Consider the following 22,359-nt stretch of genomic DNA (forward strand, 5'->3'; position numbering starts at 1 on the left):
TTTAATTGTTTAAATCTATTTCACAACGCTCCCCTAAGCCTTAAATACGATATTGCTCCTACAAAATTTACTCTTCTAAAAGTTGGCATGTAAATCGCATTATAAAACTTGAGAGTAAAAATTGACGGCAAAACGAACAAACATTGCCGATTTTTCCCGTAAAGGGACAAAAAGGAACAAAGGAGTAAATCATGGCTCAGGTAATTAATACAAATATAATGTCGCTTAACGCACAGCGTCAATTAAACAAAAGTCAGCTTACGCAAAATGAAGCAATGGAGCGTTTGTCGTCAGGCCTACGTATCAACAGCGCAAAAGATGATGCCGCTGGTCTTGCTATCTCAACAGGTATGCAATCACAAATTCGTGGTATTAACCAAGCGGTTCGAAATTCAAATGATGGTATTTCGATGGCACAAACGGCCGAAGGGTCAATGGATGAGATGACCAACATATTACAACGTATGCGTGAGTTATCAGTGCAATCAGCGAATGATACGAATTCAGCATCTAACCGTGAAGCGATTCAACAAGAGGTTGATCAATTACATAATGAACTTGATCGCATTGCAAGTACGACTGAGTTTAATGGTGTGAAATTATTAGATGGAAGCTCAGGTACAACCACGTTGCAAATAGGTGCAAACTCTGGTGAGACGCTCAGTTTTTCTATTGAATCGGTAACCACTAATGATTTAGGTTTAAATGGTGGTTTAAATAAAGGGGAGCTTAATGGTGGCCGTGTTTCTAGTGCGACTACTGGCACAGCAGGTGAAATGCTCATTAATGGTGTTGATGTACCAGCTTCGGAAACAGGCTCAGCTGCTGATATTGCTAAAGCAATCAATATTAAAACGGCTGAAACAGGTGTGACAGCAAGTGCTTATAATGTTATTCAAGGCGATGATGCAAGTGCAACAGTAACCGGTAAAACAGATGGAATGACGATTAAAGTGGGTAATGCAGACGCGATAATATTAGGTCCAACATCTTCAATGGATAACTTAGTTGAAACCATTAACCGTGATGTAGCTGGGGTTACTGCTTCAGTGGGTGATAAAGGTGAGTTGTTAGTCACCAATGATACTGGTGAAGATATTGCCATCAGTAAAGGGCAAGGTGCCGGCATTATCAGCACCGATAGCGCAACTCAAGCTGCTATTTCTGGTGCACAAGTAACGTTAACTACCGCAGTTGGTGTACAAGATGGTCTAAAGACTACTTATGATGGAGAGGTAATTACTCGTGATGCAGCACAAGCTACATTTGATACAAGTCCTCAAGCCGCAGCTGATGCTGCTACTCTTACTGCTGCCTTGGGTGTTTTTGATACCGCACAAGGTGTATATGATGCTGGCGTAGTTGTGTTGGCGACAGCACAGGGCGTGTTTGATACTGCTCAAGAGACCGCTTTAAATGCAGCTCCTGCAGAAGAATTCTCTGGATATTTGGCACTAGATAGCGCTGATGACTCTCCTATTAATGTGAGTGGCACTAGCCCTGGTGTCGCAGGATTTACAAACTCAAATGGTGCCGACTCGGTTGTTGGCGAAGTTGCAACTTTAGCTAATATTACAGAGGCAGATAAACTACAAATTAATGGTATTGATATCGCACAATTTTCAGGTGCGGGTGCTACTCCGACAGATGCAGAACTAACTGCTTATATTAACTCTTATTCAGAGCAAACTGGGGTGACGATGTCAGGTACCGCAGCTGCAGGTTATCAGTTCTCAGCTGAAGGTGGTCGTAGCATTGAAATTTCTTCGGGTGCAGACACGCAAGCTGGGCGTGCAAAAGCTTTAACTGCCTTAGGTATGCAAAGTGAAATGGGCGGAAAAGTGATTGATGGTTTAGGGACTAACGTACGTACGGTTCAAGGTGCATCAAGCACCTTGAATAAAATAGATGCTGCTTTACAGCAGATTTCAGAGTCTCGTGCTGGCTTAGGTGCGGTGCAAAACCGTTTAGGGTCTACGATTTCTAACTTAGAAAACGTATCGCAAAACTTATCGGCGTCAAACTCACGTATCCAAGATGCCGATTTTGCTGCGGAAACATCTAAAATGAGTAAAGCACAGATTCTGCAACAAGCAGGTACCTCTATGCTTTCGCAGGCTAATGCAAGTACTCAAAATGTACTGTCATTATTACAAGGATAAAGTGAGGTGGTAAATCAACGTTAATAAACGGCAATAATTGCCACATTAATTTGATATACCATTACAGGTAAAATGGGTGAAGGTTTCGTAGGTTTTTACTCTCATTTTCTCCTCAAGTTCCACCCATTTAAAGGTAGCTTCGGCTACCTTTTTCGGTTTTAGTCTTTTATTATCTTCCTCTCTTTAATTATTCACTCGCAAGCAAACACGGCCAGTTCACCACGAAGGGCACAGAGAACGCGAAGAAAACTCAAATAATCGGTTTTACTCATAACGGTAAACACACAAGAAATTAACCACGAAGCCGCTGCGCAGCACAGAGGACACGAAGAAAATCAAAAGAATTAGGAATTAGGGGCAGGTTTTAGCTTTTAACTTCCTCTTCCTTCGTGCTTTGGTGGTGAATTGCTTTTGATCTTGCTTACCGCAACAAAAAATTCACCACGAAGCCGCTACGCTACACAGAGGACACCAAGAAAATCAAAAGAGTCTAGGGGTTTTAACTTCTTTGTCCTTCGTGCCTTGGTGGTTAATCGCTTTGGTACGGGGTTATCATGAGCGCTTCCTCGCTCTAAAAAGATCATTTTTATTTTCTTTAGATCCTATTAGATCCTGATCTAAGCGTTTTTAAGTATACTATATGAATATTTATGGTATTTAAAATCAACTAGTTAAAGTTTTATGTTTTTAATTTTAAAAAATAGCCCTTTTTTCTAAAGTTATTAGACTGCTGGTCGATAAGGTTATTAAGTCAGCACATCGACTGTTTTGAAAATGAACCGTTAGATAAAGAATTTTTAAAAAACATTAAAGTTATTTTTTAAGCGGTCGATAAGTAAATTATAACCAACTAAATCGGTACTTAAGCTTTATAAAAACTTAAGTCAGAATATAAACTAAGGAGCACATCATGGCTGCAGTAGTAAACACAAACGTAATGTCATTGAACGCACAGCGTCAATTAGGCAAATCACAAGCAACTTCTAACCAAGCAATGGAACGTTTATCTTCTGGTTTACGTATCAATAGTGCTAAAGATGATGCTGCTGGTCTTGCAATCTCAACGGGTATGCAATCACAAATCAAAGGTATCAACCAAGCAGTACGTAACTCAAACGATGGTGTGTCAATGGCACAAACTGCAGAGGGTTCAATGGATGAGATGACTAACATCTTACAACGTATGCGTGAACTATCGGTTCAATCTGCCAATGATACAAACTCATCGTCTAACCGTGAATCAATCCAAAAAGAAGTTGACCAATTACACAGTGAGCTTGACCGTATCGCATCAACAACTGAGTTTAACGGTACTAAACTGTTAGATGGTAGTGCCGGTAAAACAACACTACAAATTGGTGCCAACTCAGGTCAAACATTGAGCTTCTCAATTGATTCCGTAACCACTAATGATTTAGGTTTAAACGGTAATTTAAACAAAGGCGAACTTAATGGTGGTCGTGTTACTACAGCCACTACCGGTACAGCTGGTGAAATGCTCATCAATGGTGTTGATGTGCCTGCTTCAGACACTGGCTCTGCTGCTGATATTGCGAAAGCCATTAATGTTAAAACGGCAGAGACAGGTGTGACAGCAAATGCTTACAATGTTGTTCAAGGTGATCATGCAAGTGCATCAGTAACTGGCGTAACAGATGGTATGACCATTAAAGTTGGGGGGGCAGACGCGGTAACATTAAGTGCAACCTCTTCAATGGATAACTTAGTTGAGACTATTAACCGTGATGTAGCAGGGGTCACTGCCTCTAAGGGTGATGATGGTGAGTTAATCATGACCAATGATACGGGTGAAGATATTGCCGTTACTAAAGGGCAAGCTGCCGGTATTGTCAGCACCGATAGTGCAACTCAAGCTGCTATTTCTACAGCAAATGGAACGTTAGCTACCGCAGTTGGTGTACAAGATGGTCTAACGACTACTTATGATGCAGCTGTAGTTACTCGTGATGTGGCACAGGCTGTATTTGATGCAAGCCCTCAAGCTGCTGGTGATGCAGCGACTCTTACTGCCGCATTGACTGCTTTTGATGGTGAACAAACTACATATGATGCTGGCGTAGTTACACTGGCGACAGCACAGGGTGTGTTTGATGGTGCTAAAGAGACTGCTTTAAATGCAGCACCTGCAGAAACTTTTTCTGGTTATGTCGCCTTAGATAGCGCTGATGACACGCCTATTGCCGTGACGGGCACTGATTCTGCTAATGCGGGTTTTGAAAAGTCCAATGGTGCAGATTCATTTTCAGTGGCCACTGCTGGAGCAGGTACCAGTGCGATTACAGCCGCTGATAAACTGAATATTAATGGTATTGATATTACCGCTGCTGTAACGACGAATACAGCGGGCTTAGTAGACCACATCAATTCGTTCAGCAACGAAACAGGTGTGACAGTAAGCGCTGACGGAAAAACATTCTCTGCAGAAGAGGGGCGTGGTATTGAAATCACTTCAAGTGCCGATACACAAGCTGGACGTAAAACCGCATTAGCAAAATTTGGTATTAGCAACGAGATGGGTGGTAAATCTATCGATAGCTTAGGGACTAATGTATCAACAGCTGCAGGTGCAGCAAGTACCATTGAGAAAATTGATGAAGCATTAAACCGAGTAACTGAATCTCGTGCAGGCTTAGGTGCGATTCAAAACCGCCTAAGCTCAACCGTATCTAACTTAGAAAATGTATCACAAAACTTAGCAGCGTCTAACTCGCGTATTCAAGATGCTGACTTTGCGGCAGAAACGTCTAAAATGAGTAAAGCACAGATTTTACAACAAGCGGGTACATCAATGCTTTCACAAGCAAATGCATCAGCACAAAGTGTATTATCGCTTCTTGGTTAAACCAATAGGGTTGCTAACTAGTTGATTGATAGCTCCCTAGCAATAGGGGGCTTTTTTGCTTTTTTGCTTATTAGCTTTTGCTTATTAATTTTTCTAATTATTGTTTTTGGATTACGTGAGGTCAATTATGTCGGAATTAAATAATGTTGCTCTATCATCATCAGGCTTTGTTGGTATTGAGAAAGAAAGTAGCGTCACCAATAGTTTACAAGAGATAGCCACTCAGCCAAAAATAGCGGAGTTTGATGGTCAGGCGATTGCGCCGCAAGCAGAAAAGAAAGAGGGTGAACTTAGCCCTGCACAGGTAAAAGAAACCGTGCAAGAGGTGAACGATATTTTACATAATATGAATCGTAATTTATCTTTTACGGTTGACGAGCAATTAGGGCAAAGTGTCATTTTGGTGAAAGACGCGGAAAGTGATGAGATTATTCGCCAAATTCCATCAGAGGAGTTGGTGGTATTACGCAAAAAAATGGATGATGTAGTGGGTATTTTGTTTGATACCAAAGTGTAAGGAAACTGAGTAACCTTCCCCTGTTGCGTCTATTCCAATACTAATGTCTGTCATAAGGGGGGTTCGAACTTGAAAAAGATAAAATAGCACTAGGCTATGATTGATCTTATAATTTAATGCTATTTTATCTGTGTAAGTGGCTTAATTCTTGCATTTTTTTTGACTCTCTAGTGAATAATAAATACAGTAGTAAGGAGTTATCATGTCTTCAATCACTTCAACAGGGCTTGGCTCTGGTCTTAAAATTAATGATATAGTAGAAGCAATAGTAGGGGCTGAAAAAGATCCTGCATTAGCGAAGATGATAAAATCATCAGGGCAAGCAACGGCGATGATTTCAGCTTATGGCATGCTAAACAGTGAACTCTCTGCATTTAAAGACTCTTATAAAGACCTTGGTCGTACTTCTACTTTTTCAGCTGCCACAGCGACCAGCAGTGATAGTACAATCCTTGATGCTAAACTTGGCATTGGTGCTGTGGCGGGCAGCTGGGAATTTGAAGTACAGCAACGTGCCCAAGCGCAAACCGTCGTTTCTTCTGTTGATACTTCTTACGCAGAAGCAACCTCAGAGGTGGGTACCGGCACAATTACCTTCACCTATGGAACCTATAACGATGACGGTTCTTTCTCAGTTAACCCTGATAAAGCACTAGAAACCTTATCCATTGATTCTGCTAATAATTCACTTGATAAAATGCGAGATGCGATTAACGAAGGTGATTATAGTGTCTCTGCTTCTATTATCAATGATGGTACTAACTATCGTTTAGTGCTGACTAATAAAGAAACGGGCGAAGCTAACGCCATGCAAATAACAGTGGTTGATGGTGATGGAGATAACAGTGATGCATCAGGTTTATCATCTCTCACTTACTCTCCTACAGTTAAACATATGGAGTCAACCTCCACAGCACAAGATGCAAAAATTGAGATGAATGGTATTACAATCACACGTGATAGCAATGAAATTTCCAATGTGATCGAAGGGGTGACACTCAATATTAATGGCGAAACTGAAATGAATAAAAAAGTGTCATTAACGATTAAACAAGATAACAGCGTTGTGGAAGAACAATTAAAGGCTTTTGTTGAAAACTACAATAATACCATCACTAAAATGAATTCGTTAACTGCTGATGGTGGTGGGCAAGGTTCTGATGGTGCTTTGAATGGTGACTCAACGGTGCGTAATATCCAAAATCAAATGCGTGGTGTATTAAATACATCACTAACCCATATTGGTGGAGCGGTACAAAGTTTTGCCGATTTAGGCATGCTAACCAATCGTGATGGCACGTTATCACTAGATGCAGATAAGCTTTCAGGTATCATGAAAAATGATATGCAAAGTGTGGCAAATTTCTTCACTGCTTCAGGTGCTGCTAATGATTCATTTATCGATTTTGAAAGTAATAGTAGTTTAACTAAACCGGGTACTTATGATATTGAAGTGACTAAACTGGCAACGCAAGGCCAGTTAACTGGCGCTATTCACGCTGGCTTTCCAATGACCATTGATGCCTCTAACGATACCTTTAAAATGCGCCTAGATGGTTTCCTGTCAGAAGATATTATACTTTCATCGCAAACTTATAATTCAATCGAAGAGCTCACCACGGAATTACAATCTAAAATTAATTCAGATCCTAATTTTGTAGAAAATGGGCTAAATGTGAGCATTATCGAAAGTGCTGGCGCTTTTTCAATAACGTCTAATAGTTATGGGTCTTCATCAACCGTTGCCTTCACCGAGATAGAAGATCCTAGTTTTACTACATTATTAGGTTTCGCTGTCAGTGGTGGTGTTAATGGTGAGGATATTGAAGGGCTCATTGATGGTAAAGCCGCTTATGGCGATGGTCAGTTCCTACTTTCTGAAAGTGGGGATTCAACCGGCATAAAAGTGAAAGTTGATGGCGGTCCTTTAGGGGAACGTGGGCAGGTAACTTATGCAGAAGGCATGAGCACTGTCATGAACGATATGCTTGACGGTATGATCGATATAAATATCAGTTCGACAAAAGGTGATATTGAAAGTAGTGGCAGTATTATCGATGGTAAAGTTGACTCATTGTATAAAAAAATCAACCAAATCGATGAACAACAAGCCAGCTTGATGTACAAGATGGATAAAATGGAAGCACGTTTATACAAGCAGTTTAATGCAATGGATATGGCAGTTTCTAGTTTGAATAATACCAGGGAATATCTAAAATTAAGCCTGGATGCCTTACCGGGTTATACCAGAGATAAATAAAAATTGAAATTTAGACCCCTCTCCCATTCACAATATATTATATAATGCCCTCTAATTAAATTTTTTTAATTGAAGGGCTGTACCTCAGAACTATCAGCCGAAAAATTATTATCGAATAGATTATTTTTAAAACGACTTATACAGAGCAGGTTATAGGTAACTACTAGAGAAAGGTGAACCCTATAGAGTGATCTAAGACAATAAGTGTATAGGAATTATAAAACTTCTTTTCTGCTATTATTGAAATTTTTCGTAACTACTCAGCACCCGCCTAAAACGGGTGCTTTTTATACGAAAGTAGTTACAATTTTTCTAGGTCAAAAAACTGCATTCGTTTTATCATTAATTGAGGCTGATATTTATTTATATGCTTTTATTTTACTTTTATTACGTCGTTGTAATAAAGACTTTTCTTTTAATTGCAGAAAATACACATTAGAACGTTGTTGTAATAATTCAACCGCATTTTCAAGGCGTTGAAGCTGGCTAATTACTCTCAGCATCTCTTCTTCAGGGCTATTATCAAGCAAGTATTTTATCTGTGCACTGAATTGGTCTTGTTGCGGTAAGAATTCTTCGTACCGTTCTTCATCAAGTAAAATATTAAGCTCTTTTTCAAGTTCAAATAGTCGCTCAAGTTGGGCTTGTGTCGTGTTCATGTCAGTCTCTTACTTGGTGATTTTATTTGTTATATTGCTGGCGAATTTCTTGAGGAATACCATCCCAACCAGATTTTATTTCGGAAATTAAGGAGATAACTTCTGTTAGTGGCTCTGGAGAATTTGTAAAGTTAGCCTTTGATACTTGAGTAATCATATAAGTATATAAGTTATAGAGATTCTCGGAAATTTCACCGCCTTTTTCCATGTCTAAACTGTCTTGTAATTCACCAATTAAACCAATGACCTTACCTAACATTTTATTTTTATTTTCGATTTCTTTACGATCAATTGCCCCTTTAGCGCCCGCTAAATTACCTAATATATGCTGCATAATGAGTGAAATAAGGGTATGAGGATCAGCTTGCTCAACGAATGCCAGATTATTGTTTTGATATTTCTTGATAGAGCCACGCATAATTATTTTCCTTGCTACTATTTTATTTACACAGGACAGTTTACGTCTGCTTTTTATAAATGCATCATTATTATAATAACTGCGTAATGTTTGACGTAATATTATGATTCAGTGCACTGTTATGGTTTAACTATACACCTTAATAAAGCAATATTCATTCCCGTTTTATAGTGCTTGCTTAGGAAAAGTTTATTATAGAATTATCAATCGAATAGCAATACAAGCGTCATGATATGGACATCGTCATGTTTTTGACTTTAATCATGTGCAATTCTTCAAAATTGTCCTAAACTTGCGATAATTAAATTTTAAGAGTGAATTTTATGCAACAGAGAGCCCCTGTCTATTTGGTTGGTATTGAACCTAAACAGTCTGAAACAATAAAAACCGTATTACAATTTGTTGGCGAACAGTGTGAGGTCGTTGAAAGTGATCGTTTATTAAACAGTGTTAATGACTGTAAACCACTGGCTGTTATTTACGGCGGAAGCATCTCTGCTACATTATTAAAGAACTTCTCAACAGTCCCCTTTTTAACCTTGAGTGGTGTTGAAAGCGAACTTAAAGATAATCATCTTGGTTTATTAACATTGCCTATTGTGTATGAACAATTGACGCAGTTATTACATTATTGTCAATCATTCCATAATCCGGGTAAAAAATTACAAAAAGCCAATAGTTATCTGACTAAATCGTTAGTGGGGCGTGGTTTACGTATTCAAGAGATCCGTTACTTAATTGAACAGGTCTCTGATAGTAAAGCCAATGTACTTATATTAGGTGAGTCAGGCACAGGTAAAGAAGTGGTTGCACGTGCTATTCACGAAGTATCGTTACGCAAAAAAGGCCCTTTTGTGCCTATTAACTGTGGCGCAATTCCTGCTGAATTATTAGAAAGTGAACTTTTTGGTCATGAAAAAGGGGCTTTTACTGGTGCATTTTCAGCACGTAAAGGACGTTTCGAATTGGCTGCTGGTGGGACTATCTTCCTCGATGAAATTGGTGATATGCCAATGCCGATGCAAGTTAAGTTATTGCGTGTTTTACAAGAGCGTACTTTCGAGCGAGTGGGTGGCACTAAAACGTTACAGGCTGATGTGCGTGTTGTTGCGGCTACACATCGAAATTTAGAAGATCTGATTGAAAAGGGATTTTTCAGAGAAGATCTTTATTATCGACTCAATGTATTCCCAATTGAAAAGCCAGCACTGCGCGAACGACAAGAAGATATCCCGCTTTTATTACAAGAGTTATTATCACGCTTAGAAGGCGAGCATAAAGCGACACTGCGCTTTACACAGCGCGCGCTTGACTCTTTGATGCAACATAGCTGGCCGGGCAATGTACGCGAGTTATCAAACTTGTTAGAACGTTTACTTATTTTGCACGCTAATAAAATTGTTGATTTAGGTGACTTGCCTATTAAATACCGTTATTTGGATGCGCAGGGTGAGGCTGTAGAGAAAATTCAATACAGTGAAGAGGAAGAGTCTCTTGCTGAGCGTGATGCACTATGTGGCATGTTTGGTGATGCGCCTATTGTGGCGGATGAGTCAGAGGCATTTGATGAGTCACTCGGTTTCCTTGGGCATCTTCCAACGGAAGGCATGAATTTAAAAGACAAGATAACTGAGTTTGAAATTGAAATGATTCGACAGGCGCTAGATAGTCAAGATGGTGTGGTTTCACATGCTGCTGAGTTACTGTCTATGCGTCGTACCACACTGGTTGAAAAAATGAAAAAATATGGATTAAATAAAGACGGCTAATCCATCTTACTGATTAATATTAACTATTTATATTAACTATTCATTACTACAAGCCCATTTAGTGAACTGCCCCTATAGTTGGAAAGCAATATTGTTTTTTAATGGGGGCACTTCATAGATGGGCTTTTTTGTCTGTCATTTTTGTGTCACTAAGTTCGTAAGTTACTGTTGTATAATTGAAATAACCTGTTGGCACAAATACTGCTTAATAGCTTGTAAGAGCAAATTTTAAGCAGGTGATAACATGACCCATTATAACCCTAAAGCGATTTTACAAAATGACACGCAGCCACTAGAGCAAGAGTCGTTTGCAGGTGAGCTTCAGCAATTACGTGCGCAAGCCGCTTACAGAGATCAACTTTACAACGAATTACCTTCTGGATTGATTGTTATTGATGGTAATGGCGTGGTTGATCAAGCGAATCGTGTGGCATTATCCCTGCTTGGAGAGCCTTTAGAAGGACAGTTATGGAGTGACATCATTGGACGTTCATTTGCGCCAAAAAATGATGATGGCCATGAAATATCGCTAAAAAATGGTCGTCGTATTCAGTTATCTATCTCCTCTTTAAACGGCCAGCCTGGACAACTTATTTTATTAACGGATCTGACTGATACACGTCAACTGCAAGAGCATGTTGCTAAGTTAAAACGTCTTTCATCACTCGGTAAAATGGTTGCGTCCTTAGCACACCAAATCAGAACGCCACTTTCAGCTGCTATGCTGTATGGCGCTAATCTTGCGAATAAAACCTTAACTGAAAGTTCACGATCACGTTTTCAAGGCAAGTTGATGAATCGCTTAAGTGATTTAGAAACGCAGGTAAATGATATGCTACTTTTTGCGCGTAGTGGCGATCAAAAAATTATCGAAGAAGTCTCGTTGGTTACCTTACTTGAAGAGGTGCAAGATGCGAGCGAAACTATGTTACAACAAGTGAATGGTCACCTTCAATGTCGCTTTCCTGATCCTGATTTACTCATTATGGCTAATAAGAGTGCACTTGCTAGTGCGATAACAAACCTCATCTCTAATGCAGTAGAAGCGACAGGTAAAGGCGTTAAATTGTATATCAGCACGCAACGCCGTGGTGAAGATAAAGTAGAGATATCGGTGATGGATAATGGCCCTGGTATTGAAAAAGGTAAGATAGCGAAGGTAATGGAAGCATTTTATACCACTAAGTCTCAGGGGACCGGACTTGGCTTAGCGGTTGTACAGTCTATTGCGCAAGCGCATAAAGGCTCAGTTGAAGTAAAATCTGAATTCTCAAAAGGCAGCTGTTTTACATTAGTATTACCGTTACATCGTGTTGGTGATTATAAAAGCATCGCACTTAATCAAGTGGTAGGAGGTTAATATGTCGCAAGGTAAATTATTAGTTGTTGAAGATGATGCAGGTTTACGTGAGGCATTGATCGATACCTTGTTATTAGCAGGCTACCAGTGTGTCGAAGTAGACAGCGGAGAAGCTGCGCTAATCACCCTCAATCAACAGAAGTTTGATATGGTGATCAGTGATATCCAGATGGGCGGTATGTCTGGTTTAACGCTATTACAAAATATTAAAGATAAATTTCCAAGCTTACCGGTTTTATTGATGACCGCTTATGCAACGATTGATGATGCCGTTAATGCGATTCGTGATGGGGCGATTGATTATCTTGCTAAGCCTTTTTCACCGGAAGTGTTATTAAGCCAGGTCAGTCGTTATGCGCCGGTTAATAAAGTGGAATCATGCACGCCTATCTATGGTGATAGCAGTACCGAAAAAATGTTTAAAATGGCAGAGAAAGTTGCGTTAAGTGACGCCTCTGTCATGATCACGGGCCCAAGTGGCAGTGGTAAAGAGGTATTGTCTCGTTATTTACACGATAAATCATCACGCAGTGAAGAGGCCTTTGTCGCGATTAACTGTGGGGCGATTCCCGATAGTATGCTTGAGTCGACCTTATTCGGTTATGAAAAAGGTGCATTCACGGGGGCTGTTCAGGCGTGTCCTGGTAAGTTTGAGCAAGCACAAGACGGTACTATTTTATTAGATGAAATTACCGAGATGCCGCTGGAATTGCAGGTTAAGTTATTACGTGTTTTACAGGAACGAGAAGTTGAGCGTTTAGGCTCTCGAAAAACCATTAAACTTAATATCCGCGTATTAGCAACCAGTAACCGAGATCTCAAAAAAGCAGTTGAAGCCGGTACGTTCAGAGAAGATCTTTATTACCGTTTAAATGTATTTCCATTGCAATGGTTGCCTTTAAGTAAACGAAAGGGTGATATTTTCCCACTTGCAGAGCATCTTTTATCACGCCATGCGTTAGCACAATCTCAAGCGATTCCTGTATTGAGCGCAGAAGCTAAAGCGTTATTACTGGCTTATCCTTGGCCGGGTAATGTGCGTGAGTTAGATAACGTTATGCAACGCGCCTTAATTTTATGCGATGGTCAAAAAATTGACGTGCAGTCTCTTATCTTAGAAGATATTCAGTTTGAGCATATGTGTGCTGAACCTGAAGTAGATGAAAGTGAAGCAATTACGCCTGTTAGTGAAGTGCTAGACGTTACTCAAGCGTTACAGGAAGAATCGGCAGAACTGGGAAAGGGTTTGAAAGATCAGGAGCAGAAAATCATTCTGCAAGCACTGCAAAGTTGTGCGGGTAAACGAAAAGATGTCGCTGAATTGTTAGGTATTAGCCCACGAACATTACGTTATAAATTGGCGAGAATGAAAGACCAAGGCATCGCATTACCGGCGTAATGCGAATTAGCATGGTTTTGTGTTTTTAAGCCACTAGGTTTTTAAGTACTTCCGCTGCTTTTTGCGCTTTGCCTGGACCTAAAACAATTTGTAATTGTTGGTCTGTTTCAATGACGCCAAATACACCACTAATACGCTTTATTTGTAGATGGTCTGCGTTATTTTTATCTTTTAATGATAAACGCAGACGTGTCATACAGTTAGTACAGCTATCGATATTATCTTTACCACCAACAGCATTGATTACTTCTTGAATTGTTTCTTCCATGTTTTACACCTTACAAGTAAATTGACAGCTAAATAGTATACTAAAAATCAACGATGAAGCGAAAATACCGATCCCATTGTTATTATAAAAACAAAATAACTGTTGCAAACACGAATCATTCTCATTATAATCTAGTTAATATTGATAACTACGACTATTTGGATGACTACTTATGTTTGCTAAAAAAATGTTTACTCGTGGTGCTGCATTAATTGCACTAACAACGGCTTCGTTTTCAACATTGGCTGAAGAGGTTAACATCTACTCATTTCGCCAAGCATTTTTGATTGAACCTATTATGGAAAAATTCACTCAAGAAACGGGCATTAAAGTAAATGTTTTATTTGCTAAAAAAGGACTTATCGAGCGAGTTAAACGTGAAGGTGAATTATCGCCTGCAGATTTAGTATTAACGACGGATATTAGTCGTCTTGTAAAACTAACTAGCCAAGATTTAACACAATCAGTAAACAGTGACATTCTCAATAAAAACATTCCAAGCCAGTACCGTGACCCTGAAAACCAATGGTTTGCATTAACAACACGTGTGCGTAACATTTATTCTTCAGCTGATCGTGTTGGACCGGTTGATGTGACTTATCAAGATTTAGCAACACCTGCATTTAAAGGTAAAATCTGTACGCGTTCAGGCAAACATCCGTATAATGTTTCTTTAGTTGCATCTGTTATTGCACATGAAGGCGAAGCAAACGCTAAAGTATGGCTTGAAGGTGTAAAAGCTAACCTTGCTCGTAAACCACAAGGTAACGATCGCGCACAAGTTAAAGCCGTTAAAGATGGCCTTTGTGATTATGCGTTAGGTAACAATTATTACTTAGGTAAAATGTTAGCAAATCCGAAACAAGTGGCTTGGGCTGAAGCGGTAAGCATCAATTTCCCAAATCAAAAAACAACGGGTTCACATGTTAATGTAAGTGGTGTTGTTTTAGCTAAATACGCACCTAACAAAGAAAATGCAGTTAAATTGATGGAATTCTTGTCAGGCGATGTTGCACAACAGATGTATGCTGAAGTTAATTATGAATACCCAGTAAAAGTAAGTGTACAACCGTCAAAATTGGTTGCATCATGGGGACAATTCAAAGCTGACGTTTTACCTCTTGCTGAAATCGCAAAGAATCACGAAGCTGCTGTTAAATTATTGGATGAAGTGAAGTTTGACCTCTAAGAAATTTTCGTTTTATAAGTTACTCCCTTGGGGGGTAACTTTTTTATTAGTAATGCCAATATTAGCACTCGTGATGAGTGCTTTTTCCGTTGATGAGAGTGGTAGTTTTCAGCACCTTATTGACACTGTTTTATTGGATTATACCTTAACCACACTGCATGTTATCGCAGGCGTGTTGTTATTAAGCTTTTGCTTTGCACTGCCAAGTGCATGGTTTATTGCATGCTGTGAATTCCCAAGCAGGGGCATTTTACAGTGGGCATTAATGTTACCGTTGGCACTTCCCCCCTATATTATTGCCATCGTTTATACCGACTTTCTCGATTTCAGCGGGCCAGTTCAACAATTATTACGCCACCTTATGCATTGTCAATCGGTGAATGATTATTACTTTCCCGATATTCGTACCACCAATGGTGCGATTGTTATTTTAAGTTTATCGCTGTATCCCTACCTTTATCTGCTATTACGAGGTGCTTTTCTTGGTCAATCGGGTGGTTTGTTTCAGGCTGCTCGAACACTGGGTTTATCGCCTTTACAAGCATTCAGACGTGTTTCACTCCCACTTTCTCGTTCTGCAATGGCGGTTGGATTATCCTTGATAGCGATGGAAACCTTAGGGGATTTTGCAACGGTAAATTACTTCGCTGTCAGTACACTGACCACGGCCGTTTATGATACATGGCTTGAATTGGGAAGTTTAACAACCGCTGCTAAAATATCGTCAATTATGTTGTTAGCGCTGGTTATTTTAATTAGCTTAGAAAGTTATAGTCGACACAAGCAAATGATATATCAGCGTAGTGGTGCGACACACACAGATCTACGTTTTGTATTAACACACTGGAAAAAATGGGCGGTATTAGTTTTTCTCTGGAGTTTACTATCTTTTGCTTTTGTATTGCCGATTGGTGTATTGGTTTATTATGCCATTGGGTATTTTTCAGAATCGTTAAATTCACAACTTTGGCAATATACGTTAAATAGTTTTTGGCTGGCGATTATTGTTGCCTCATTAGCCTTAGTTGTTGCATTACTGGTTAACTTTTACCAACGTTTATCACCGGGGATATTTTCAAAAATGTCTATCCGTTTGTCATCGCTTGGTTATGCCGTACCAGGAACCGTGGTGGCAATTGGTGTATTGATTCCTTTTACTAGCTTAGATTTATGGATCAATAGACAGCTGGTGGAGTTTGGTTTTTCACGTGTCGGGCTTATTTTTTCCGGATCTCTGTTTATTCTTGTGTTCGGGTATTTAATGCGTTTTAGTGCGATTGCAGTCGGCAGTATAGACAGTAGCCTAGCGCAAGTATCACCAACGCTGGATCTTGCTTCGCGTTCATTAGGGCAGAGTGCAGGGCAAACCATCGCTCGTATTGATTTACCTTTAATTAAGAAGGGTATGTTAACCGCCTTTATTCTGGTTTTCATTGAAGCGATGAAAGAGCTTCCGGCAGCCCTTTTATTACGTCCCTTTAATTTTGAAACATTAGCCACCTATGTTTATCAATTTGTCTCTGATGAGATGATTGAATACGCCGCATTACCTGCATTGTTAATTGTTTTGATGGGACTTATTCCCTTTATTGTTGTTAATCGTTTATTAGAGAAGGACTGTTAATGTCTGCGTTAGTTGTTAAGAATTTAAACTGCTTTTACCAAGAAAATAAAATATTAAAAAATCTTGATATCAACCTACAAGACAATGAAATTGTTTGTTTATTGGGTGAAAGTGGATGTGGAAAAACAACGCTATTACGTGTAGTCGCAGGGTTACAACCGGATACAACGGGTGACATTACAATTAATGGTAATGTTGTTGATAGTGACAATGTTAACGTCGCACCTGAAAAACGTAAAGTTGGCCTGATTTTTCAGGATTATGCGCTTTTTCCACACCTTAATGTATTTGATAATGTCGCGTTCTCATTAACAAAAATGAGTAAAGAAGAGAAGAAAAAATCAGTAGAGGAAGTGCTAGCATTAGTGCAATTAAGTGATTATAGCGAGCGCTTTCCACATCAGCTATCTGGCGGGCAACAACAGCGTATTGCGATTGCACGTGCGCTTGCCTATCAACCTGAATTGATGTTACTCGATGAACCGTTTTCTAATCTTGATCAGCATGTACGTTTTCAGCTAATAAAAGATATTCGTTTGTTATTAAAAAAACGTGCCATGAGTGCGCTATTTGTAACTCACTCTAAAGAAGAAGGTTTTGCCTTCGCCGATAAAATTGCGTTAATGCAGTCGGGTAAAATCATACAAATTGGTGTGCCACAACAATTGTACAATGCACCTGAGTCTCGTTATGTAGCCGATTTTATGGGCAAAAGTAATTATGTTGAAGTGCAAGTAGCTGGTCCAAATAGCTATCAATCTGCGTTTGGTTTGTTAAACAGTGAGACTGTTATTGAGGCGCCAAAAGGGACAACGTTACAGTTATTAATACGCCCTGAACAACTTACCCTTACTGTCTGTGAATATGGTCCTGCGAATATTATAGAAATTGATTTTTTAGGGGCGTTCCAGCAATTAACGGTGAGCTTCAAAAATAAAAATTATCTGGTTAAGCAAAACAACCAACAAGCAGGTTATCAAGTGGGTGATAAGGCTGAACTTATTATAACCGATCATAGTTTTGTGTTGTTTAGTTAACTCGGCTTTACTTCGTGGTTAATCGTGATTTTTTAAACTGAAAGCAACGAGTTACCACGAAGTCGCTAACCGACACAGAGAATACGAAGAAAACCAAAAGCCTAAGAAAGTATGCTTAGGCTTTTGAATTTACTGACAACTGAAAGCTAACAGCTAATAACTGATTTTTTATTCTGGACTTAACTCGGCAATTAAATTGGCCTTTAGGTTCTCTTCCTGTTGCTCTGTTAACGAATCTCCATCTTCTGTCGAAACAATAAATAGATCCTCTGCGCGCTCGCCAATGGTGGTGATTTTTGCCGTATGGAGCATCAAACCACTACTTCGAAATATGTCACCAATATCGGCTAATATTCCTGGCGCATCAAAAGCAACCACTTCGAGCTGAGTACGTTTACGTTTGGTCGGTAAAAAAGTAACTTTAGGTTCAAATTTGAATTGACGTTTAATACGTGTAAGACGTGTTTGCTGACAATTCACCTTCTCTGGAGAGAGTAGCGCCATCTCAATCGCATGTTTTAAGCGTTGTATTTTATCGGGATCAATATGTTCGCCATCTTGTTCTAAAACGGTAAACGTACTAAGCGAAAAGTCATCTCGGCTAGAGAGGATTTTGGCGTCATGCACACTGAGTTTTTTGTTATCGATTTCTTTCACTACCGATGAAAACAACGCCGGCATATCTTTATGGTAAACAAAAATTTCAGTCGCACCCAGATGGTTTTGATCGCTGATCAATACCATAGGTTGGCTATGATCTTGATGCTTTAACATATTAACCGTGTGCCATACAATTTGCGCTGAATTATAACGGAAAAAGTAGTTTAACTTGAAGCGTCGCCAAAGTGGTTTCACATCTTGCTTGGTAATGTTGAGATCCAGCAATAGCGACAATGTTTTGTGTTGTCGATCGCGAATTCTATCGCGGATATCGCGTGGATTCTCTAACCCTCTGCGCAGTGCTTTTTGGGTACTATGATAAAGCTCACGCAGCAAGGTGCCTTTCCAGCTATTCCAAGTACCTTCATTGGTTGCGCAAATGTCAGCCACGGTTAAGCAGTAAAGAAAGTTAAGGTGTTTCTCATCACTTACTTTTTTTGCAAATTCAGTAATAACCAGTGTATCGCTTATATCACGACGCTGAGCGGTCACAGACATGGTTAGGTGTTCTTTTACTAACCAGGCTACAAATTTACTTTCGTAACGGCTTAATCCGTGTAATTCACAGAATGCGACAGCATCAACAGCACCTAATGTTGAATGATCACCTTTTTGACCTTTGGCGATATCATGAAAGATAGCTGCTAAAAAGAGTAATTCAGGTTTTTCTAAATAGCTGTAGATCTGATGCGCAAGTGGATGTGTTTCTTTGCTCTCAGGGTAGCGATAGATGTATTTAACTAATCGATGTGTATGTTCATCGACCGTATAAGCGTGGAACAGGTCAAATTGCATCTGACCAACAATACGGCTCCACTGCGGAATATACGCACCTAGTACCCCATATTCATGCAGCAATGTGAATGCATGACCCATACCACGAGGATGTTGCAATATTTCCATAAAAATAGCGCGGCATTCGGGAATGTTTTGTAACCATTGTGTTAAGCAGCGTCTGGCTTCACGTAATTCTCGGATAGTTGGTGAATAAATACCGATAATACGTGGGTCTTTTGCGATGTATAAAAACATCTGCAACATCATTTCAGGGCGGTCGCTAAACAGAGTCGCTGTTTTAAGTTCTATCATATGACCGCGTAATTGGAAATGGTCATCAATAGTTTCAATATGTTGATTAAGATTACCTAAAATAGCTTCATCGAAATATTGTAATAACATCTCATTAAGCTCTTTCACACGATGAATGGTTTGATAAAAAGCTTTCATCATCTGTTCAATTGCTTGATTAGCCACACCGGTATAACCCAACAAGCTGGCAACATCATTTTGAAAATCAAACAGAAGGCGGTTATCGGGGCGATTAGTGACAGTATGTAACGCAAAACGGATGGTCCAGAGAAACGTTTGGCAATCAGCAAGTTCGCGATACTCTCCCGGGGTAATGTAATTAAAGCTAGTGAGGTCTAATAAGCTATTGACGTTAAAATGGCACTTTGAAATCCACGCGACGGTTTGAATATCACGTAATCCGCCAGAGCCATTCTTGAGATCCGGCTCTAAGCTATAACCATCGCCATTACACATTTTGTGTCTTGCTTGTTGTTCTTCTTTTTTGGCAATAAAAAATTTATCGGAAGGCCAGAACGCTTTGCTTTCAAGTGTGACTTGCAACTTTTCAAAGGTATCTTCATTACCGACCAAAAATCGTGCTTCTAGCATGCTGGTCGCAACGGTTATATCTGCTTGTCCTTGTTCATAACAGTCTTTAATGGTGCGTACGCTTTGGCCTATATCTAATTTCAAATCCCAAAGAAAAGTGACTAATTGGCTGATTTTCTTTTCTGATTGTTCGCTGAAACCGGACTCAGAAAGAATTAATAGATCCACATCAGATTTAGGATGTAATTCCCCACGGCCATAACCGCCCACAGCAATCAGTGAAATATCATAACTTTCAGTTAACCCGACTAAATCCCATAAACGTATCAGTAATTCATCAATATAACGGGCACGTTGTTGCACAAGCAAAGTAATGTCTTGTTTGTCTTTAAAAGAAAATAGTTGCCAGTCATTGAACTGTTGAATATGTATTTTAAGGTAGGATAGCGTTAAGTTGTCTGGTTTTATTTTGACAGGAGAATATGGTTCGAAATCCATGTACACCTCTAGGGTTGGGAGCGATTAGCACCCACCCAAGAGAGTGGGTGAAGGTTATAAGGCTGAATTAATCGTGGTTGATAATACGCTCAATGGTTTCTTCTGGACGTAATGTTAAAATTTCAACACCTGTTTCAGTCACTAATAATGTGTGTTCCCACTGTGCTGATAATTTTTTATCTTTAGTGATGACTGTCCAATCATCTTTTAATACCTTACAAGCACGCTTACCGGCATTAACCATAGGTTCGATAGTGAAACATTGGCCTACCTGTAATGTTTCGCCAGTGCCTTTTTTACCGTAATGCAAAACTTGTGGCTCTTCATGGAAACCCGCACCAATGCCGTGACCACAATATTCACGTACTACTGAATAACTATGATCTTCTGCATGTTTTTGAATGGCAGCACCAATATCACCTAAGCGAGCGCCTGGCTTAACCAGTTTAATACCAATGTATAAACACTCTTGCGCAACACGTGATAAACGCTCTGCTAGAATTGAGGTTTTTCCAACCATAAACATTTTAGAGGTATCACCGTGGAAACCATTCTGAATAACGGTGATATCTACATTAATAACGTCGCCGTCTTTTAATGCTTTGTCGTTAGGAATACCGTGACAAACAACATAATTCAAAGAAGTACAAATAGACTTTGGAAAACCGTGGTAGTTAAGCGGCGCTGGAATACCACCTTGCTCATTAACGATAAAATCGTGGCAACGTTGGTTTAATTCGTTAGTCGTTACACCAATTTGAATGAAAGGTTCAATCATGGCTAGTACGTCTGCTGCTTGTTGCCCCGCAATACGCATTTTTTCTATTTCGTCATTTGTTTTTATGATCGCTGGCATCAGGTTTCTCTTCATTAATATGCTTAGGTAATTTAAGAGTAGAACTATACAAGAAATAGGGGGTTCCACGCTAGTGGAGTTTGACCATTTTATTAATAAGGGAATACCGAGTGCAATTCACAGTTTTAAAATTTTTAGGACATTATTTGAGTTGATTTTGTATATGTGATATAAAGCGCATCGAGATTAATAGTTCAATTTTAGCTATCAATACTCACTTAACCTATTAACGGTATTTGTGCCTTTTTCTTCTATGAAGAAAAGATCAAAACGTTAATTACTATAACACACACGTATCGACACGTAACTCGGGGTGCTGCTTTCAATTTTATTGAAACTGGTCGAGTTTATGGGGTACGTGGAGGCCTAACCCCTACTAAAGGAAATTCAAAATGGCAAATGTATCAATGCGCGATATGCTACAAGCTGGCGTTCACTTCGGTCACCAAACTCGTTACTGGAATCCAAAAATGAAGCCATTCATTTTCGGTGCTCGTAATAAAGTTCATATCATCAACCTTGAGCAAACTGTTCCAATGTTCAACAAAGCACTTAACTTTTTAGAAGCAAAAGCAGCTAAAAAAGGTAAAGTTCTTTTTGTTGGTACTAAACGTGCAGCTTCAGAAGCGGTTAAAGAAGCAGCTATTGCTTGTGACCAATTCTATGTTGATCACCGTTGGTTAGGTGGTATGTTGACTAACTGGAAAACAGTTCGTCAATCGATCAAACGTCTGAAAGACCTTGAAGTTCAAAGCCAAGATGGTACTTTTGATCAGCTTACTAAGAAAGAAGCGCTTATGCGTACTCGTGAATTAGAGAAGCTTGACAAAACGCTTGGTGGTATCAAAAACATGGGCGGTATCCCAGATGTAATCTTCGTAATCGATGCAGATCACGAGCACATTGCAATTAAAGAAGCAAATAACCTAGGTATCCCAGTTATTGCTATCGTTGATACTAACTCATGCCCAGACAACATCGATTTTATTGTTCCTGGTAATGATGATGCTATCCGTGCTATCAAACTGTATTTAGATGCAGCTGCACAGACTGTTAAAGACGGTCGTCAAGCAGATGTTGTTGTTGCAGCAGAAGCAGACGGTTTTGTTGAAGAAACAGCTGAGAAATAAGTCCTTCTAATTTAGAAGCTCTTATTAATTAATCAAATGATGATTAGTTATCAGGGGAGTTTAGGCTCCC

Annotated in this window: 16 protein-coding genes; 11 read left to right on the top strand and 5 right to left on the bottom strand. The window is 39.5% G+C overall.

Annotated elements, in window-relative coordinates; genetic code table 11:
* Nucleotides 1-191: 191 nt before the first annotated feature.
* The 4 genes from CXF74_RS22810 (at nt 192) to fliD (ending at nt 7,802) form a co-directional block, all read left to right on the top strand.
* Nucleotides 192-2,162, top strand: a complete 1,971-nt coding sequence (locus CXF74_RS22810; RefSeq protein WP_101081519.1) for a flagellin N-terminal helical domain-containing protein — start codon at nt 192-194, stop codon at nt 2,160-2,162.
* Nucleotides 2,163-3,072: 910 nt separating this feature from the next.
* Nucleotides 3,073-5,025, top strand: a complete 1,953-nt coding sequence (locus CXF74_RS22815) for a flagellin N-terminal helical domain-containing protein (protein WP_101081520.1) — start codon at nt 3,073-3,075, stop codon at nt 5,023-5,025.
* A 127-nt stretch (nt 5,026-5,152) separates the two neighbouring features.
* Complete coding sequence (locus CXF74_RS06070; RefSeq protein ID WP_101081521.1) at nt 5,153-5,542, top strand: flagellar protein FlaG; 390 nt, start codon at nt 5,153-5,155, stop codon at nt 5,540-5,542.
* A gap of 202 nt (nt 5,543-5,744) precedes the next feature.
* The gene (fliD, locus tag CXF74_RS06075) at nt 5,745-7,802 is read left to right on the top strand and encodes a flagellar filament capping protein FliD (RefSeq protein WP_101081522.1); all 2,058 of its coding nucleotides are present in this window, start codon (nt 5,745-5,747) and stop codon (nt 7,800-7,802) included.
* Between the two features lie 359 nt (nt 7,803-8,161).
* Here fliD and CXF74_RS06080 read toward each other — a convergent pair whose 3' ends face one another.
* Complete coding sequence (locus tag CXF74_RS06080; RefSeq protein ID WP_101081523.1) at nt 8,162-8,461, bottom strand: hypothetical protein; 300 nt, start codon at nt 8,459-8,461, stop codon at nt 8,162-8,164.
* A gap of 22 nt (nt 8,462-8,483) precedes the next feature.
* Nucleotides 8,484-8,879 carry a flagellar export chaperone FliS gene (gene fliS, locus CXF74_RS06085; RefSeq protein ID WP_101081524.1) on the bottom strand — a complete coding sequence of 132 codons (396 nt, stop codon included), beginning with the start codon at nt 8,877-8,879 and terminating at the stop codon, nt 8,484-8,486.
* 323 nt (nt 8,880-9,202) lie between these two features.
* Here fliS and CXF74_RS06090 point away from each other — a divergent pair, with 323 nt between their 5' ends.
* The 3 genes from CXF74_RS06090 (at nt 9,203) to CXF74_RS06100 (ending at nt 13,407) form a co-directional block, all read left to right on the top strand.
* Complete coding sequence (locus CXF74_RS06090) at nt 9,203-10,648, top strand: sigma-54 dependent transcriptional regulator (RefSeq protein WP_101081525.1); 1,446 nt, start codon at nt 9,203-9,205, stop codon at nt 10,646-10,648.
* Between the two features lie 244 nt (nt 10,649-10,892).
* Nucleotides 10,893-12,008: a sensor histidine kinase gene (locus CXF74_RS06095; RefSeq protein ID WP_101081526.1), complete on the top strand. Its 1,116-nt coding sequence runs from the start codon at nt 10,893-10,895 to the stop codon at nt 12,006-12,008.
* 1 nt (nt 12,009) lies between these two features.
* On the top strand, nt 12,010-13,407 hold the full coding sequence (locus CXF74_RS06100) for a sigma-54-dependent transcriptional regulator (protein ID WP_101081527.1): 1,398 nt from the start codon (nt 12,010-12,012) through the stop codon (nt 13,405-13,407).
* Between the two features lie 25 nt (nt 13,408-13,432).
* On the opposite strand, the gene CXF74_RS06105 is transcribed toward CXF74_RS06100, so the two are convergent.
* Nucleotides 13,433-13,675, bottom strand: a complete 243-nt coding sequence (locus tag CXF74_RS06105) for a PTS transporter subunit EIIB (protein ID WP_101081528.1) — start codon at nt 13,673-13,675, stop codon at nt 13,433-13,435.
* Nucleotides 13,676-13,847: 172 nt separating this feature from the next.
* Here CXF74_RS06105 and CXF74_RS06110 point away from each other — a divergent pair, with 172 nt between their 5' ends.
* Genes CXF74_RS06110 through CXF74_RS06120 form a run of 3 tightly spaced genes read left to right on the top strand, consistent with a single transcriptional unit; the run spans nt 13,848 to nt 17,525 of the window.
* On the top strand, nt 13,848-14,864 hold the full coding sequence (locus tag CXF74_RS06110; protein ID WP_101081529.1) for a Fe(3+) ABC transporter substrate-binding protein: 1,017 nt from the start codon (nt 13,848-13,850) through the stop codon (nt 14,862-14,864).
* 52 nt (nt 14,865-14,916) lie between these two features.
* Complete coding sequence (locus tag CXF74_RS06115; protein ID WP_101081572.1) at nt 14,917-16,488, top strand: ABC transporter permease; 1,572 nt, start codon at nt 14,917-14,919, stop codon at nt 16,486-16,488.
* Entirely contained in the window at nt 16,488-17,525 is a 1,038-nt protein-coding gene (locus tag CXF74_RS06120) for an ABC transporter ATP-binding protein (protein ID WP_101081530.1), read from the top strand. Before CXF74_RS06115 ends, CXF74_RS06120 begins: the two co-directional genes overlap by 1 nt.
* 168 nt (nt 17,526-17,693) lie before the next feature.
* Here CXF74_RS06120 and glnD read toward each other — a convergent pair whose 3' ends face one another.
* The gene (gene glnD, locus CXF74_RS06125) at nt 17,694-20,303 is read right to left on the bottom strand and encodes a [protein-PII] uridylyltransferase (protein ID WP_101081531.1); all 2,610 of its coding nucleotides are present in this window, start codon (nt 20,301-20,303) and stop codon (nt 17,694-17,696) included.
* Nucleotides 20,304-20,370: 67 nt separating this feature from the next.
* Nucleotides 20,371-21,159: a type I methionyl aminopeptidase gene (map, locus tag CXF74_RS06130; RefSeq protein ID WP_101081532.1), complete on the bottom strand. Its 789-nt coding sequence runs from the start codon at nt 21,157-21,159 to the stop codon at nt 20,371-20,373.
* A 392-nt stretch (nt 21,160-21,551) separates the two neighbouring features.
* Here map and rpsB point away from each other — a divergent pair, with 392 nt between their 5' ends.
* Nucleotides 21,552-22,289 (top strand): 30S ribosomal protein S2, encoded by a 738-nt coding sequence (rpsB, locus tag CXF74_RS06135; RefSeq protein WP_101081533.1) that lies wholly within the window; start codon nt 21,552-21,554, stop codon nt 22,287-22,289.
* Nucleotides 22,290-22,359: the final 70 nt, after the last annotated feature.

It is taken from the genome of Psychromonas sp. Urea-02u-13 (assembly GCF_002835995.1).
Lineage (GTDB): Bacteria > Pseudomonadota > Gammaproteobacteria > Enterobacterales > Psychromonadaceae > Psychromonas.